The organism is Psychrobacter coccoides (assembly GCF_017498085.1).
Classification (GTDB): domain Bacteria; phylum Pseudomonadota; class Gammaproteobacteria; order Pseudomonadales; family Moraxellaceae; genus Psychrobacter; species Psychrobacter coccoides.
Genome location: NZ_JAGBKM010000046.1, coordinates 1 through 2,609 on the forward strand (window position 1 = coordinate 1; position 2,609 = coordinate 2,609).

The 2,609-nt window shown below is 41.6% G+C and carries 3 protein-coding genes; 2 read left to right on the plus strand and 1 reads right to left on the minus strand.

Annotated elements, in window-relative coordinates; translation table 11 throughout:
- Positions 1 to 41: 41 nt before the first annotated feature.
- A protein-coding gene (locus tag J3492_RS12965; protein ID WP_424108382.1) for an IS3 family transposase occupies positions 42 to 1,117 on the minus strand; the annotation gives its coding sequence in 2 pieces (ribosomal slippage) (positions 42 to 868 and positions 868 to 1,117; 1,077 coding nt in all).
- Positions 1,118 to 1,422: 305 nt separating this feature from the next.
- Here J3492_RS12965 and def point away from each other — a divergent pair.
- Together def and J3492_RS12975 are read left to right on the plus strand one after the other, a co-directional pair.
- Positions 1,423 to 1,959: a peptide deformylase gene (gene def / locus J3492_RS12970; RefSeq protein WP_207992426.1), complete on the plus strand. Its 537-nt coding sequence runs from the start codon at positions 1,423 to 1,425 to the stop codon at positions 1,957 to 1,959.
- Positions 1,960 to 2,126: 167 nt separating this feature from the next.
- Positions 2,127 to 2,609, plus strand: a 483-nt coding sequence (locus tag J3492_RS12975; RefSeq protein WP_481133202.1) for a nuclease/transposase family protein, incomplete at its 3' end; no start/stop codon positions are given.

Sequence of the window (2,609 nt, forward strand, 5' to 3'; positions counted from 1 at the left end):
TGTAAATACCCCACTCTTAACACAACATCATCGTAGAATAATTAAGCCACCTGCCTGTACTCAGCAGGTGTCATATCATTAAGTGAATCATGGGGTCTTTCAGTGTTATAAACCTTGATCCATTCCTCAGTAAGCTTACTGACTTCATTTAAATCATTGAATAAATAACAATCCAAAACCTCATTGCGGTAACTGCGATTAAACCGTTCAATATAAGCATTCTGATAAGGACAGCCAGGCTCGATATAATCAATATAGATGCCATGAGCTGATGCCCAATCAGTAAATATGCTGGATGTAAACTCACTGCCGTTATCCACACGAATTTGCTTAGGATAGCCATGCCACTCGGCTAGCTGGTCAAGGTAGCGAATTACTCGGAGTGAAGGCATACTGGTACCAATATCAATGCCTAATACTTCACGGTTGTAATCATCAATCACATTAAAGGTTCGAAAGCGAATATTGTTGTGCAGCTTATCGCTCATAAAGTCCATAGACCAAGTATGACCCAATGCGTTTGGCACACTTAGCGGCTGGGGATTACGTGTTGGTAGCCGTCTTTTAGACTTACGGCGTAGGTTTAAGTTTAACGCTGTATAAACACGGTGTACTCGCTTATGATTCCATGAATAGCCAAGCTTGCGTATACGCTTAAAACACTTTGGGAAACCCCAACGATTGTGCTTGTCAGTAAGCTTGTTTAAGACATCGATAATCTCACTATCATCAGATAGTTTAGATTTATAGTAGTAAGCAGTTCGACTCATGCACACGACCTGACAGCTCAATGCAATACTGACACCATACTGCGCCTGTAATTCTTGCGCCCAGACTTTGCGCTCGGGTACAGGCGCTATAGCTTTTTTATGATATCTTCTTGCATTTGCGCTTTAAGGCTTAAATCAGCATACATCTGTTTGAGTCTACGGTTTTCTTCTTCAAGCTCTTTTAAGCGTTTGACGTCAGAGGCTTCCATACCACCATACTTGGAACGCCATTTATAGAAAGTCGAGCTAGCAATCCCGTATTTACGACACAGCTCTTTAGCAGGTATCCCAGCTTCTGCTTCTTTTAATATCGATACGATTTGGGTCTCAGTCATTCGTTTGCTCATATCAAAACTCCTTATGGGTATTTTATAAGAAATTCTACGTTTGAGCTGTGTTAGTTTAGGGGATAGTTACAGTCGCTCGCTATTGATGAGCAGCAAAAAGACTTTATCTTGAGATAAAGTCTTTTTTGTATCCTGCTCTTAGCAGCGGCCATTCATCGTTTGTGCATGAAACAACTAAGCATTATTCAAAACAAATGCGTTGCAATGAACGTGTCATGGTCTTGATTAATGTTACTTTTGCCCTCATTTATCTTATAATTAATCGCCTATTCTACTTCTACCCGTTACTATCGAGGTGAGCCATCATGGCATTACTCCCTATTTTAAGCTACCCTGATCCACGTCTGCGTACCATCGCAGAGCCTATAAAAGAAGTCAATGATGAGATTAAGACGCTGATCAAAGACATGATCGAGACCATGTACGATGCACAAGGTATCGGCCTTGCAGCCACGCAAGTGGATCGGCATGTTCAGCTCATCGTTATGGATTTATCTGAAGACAAAAGCGAGCCAATGGTCTTTATCAACCCAAAGGTTACACCATTGGTAGAAGAAAAAGAGCCTTATGAGGAAGGTTGTTTGTCAGTACCTGATGTGTATGACAAGGTAGAGCGTCCTAAAAAAGTGCGTATTGAAGCTTTAGATGAAAACGGTGAGTCCATTGATAAGGAAGTAGAGGGTCTACTTGCGGTGTGTATCCAACATGAAATGGATCACTTAAACGGCGTCATCTTTGTCGACTATCTATCCCGCCTCAAACAAACTCGTGCTCGTGACAAGGTACGTAAGGTGCTAAAAATACGCGAAAAGCAAGGCGAGACGCAACCAAGTAACGCTTAGTTTTTTACTTATAGAAGCAGACTCTACCCTTGAACGACAAGATCTTTATTTATCATCCAGCGCCGTAAAACCACGTCCTTCTAAGGCGTGGATATCAGGCGTCAACCGTTGTCACCTAAGATTGAACATGCCTTGATAACCAAACGCATTGAGATCATAATTATTCCATGAAAACGCTCAAACTACGCATCAAAGACAAACACGCCAAGCAGCTTAATATCTTAGCTGGAGCGGTTAACTTTGTCTGGAATTACGTCAATGAGCTAAGTTTTAAACATTTACAGCGCACAGGCAAATTCTTTTCAGCTTATGATTTGGCCGCTTATACCAAAGGCAGTGGCGAGTATTTAAACTTGCACAGTCAAACCCTACAAGCCATCTCTGAAACCCATGCCAAAAGCCGTAAACAGTTTAAAAAAGCCAAACTAAACTGGCGTACCAATAATCCTAAAGCCAAGAGAAGAAGCTTGGGCTGGATTCCTTTTAAAAAGACTGCGATTAAGCATATCAGTACGCGCCAAAGCGGTAAAAAGTCTCTAAAAAGCACCCTGCAACTCAGCTTAGCTAAGGGCAAAAAGCTGATCATTGACTTATGGGATAGCTATAACCTCTCGCTCTATACCATTAACACCTGTGAGCTGGTACAAGAT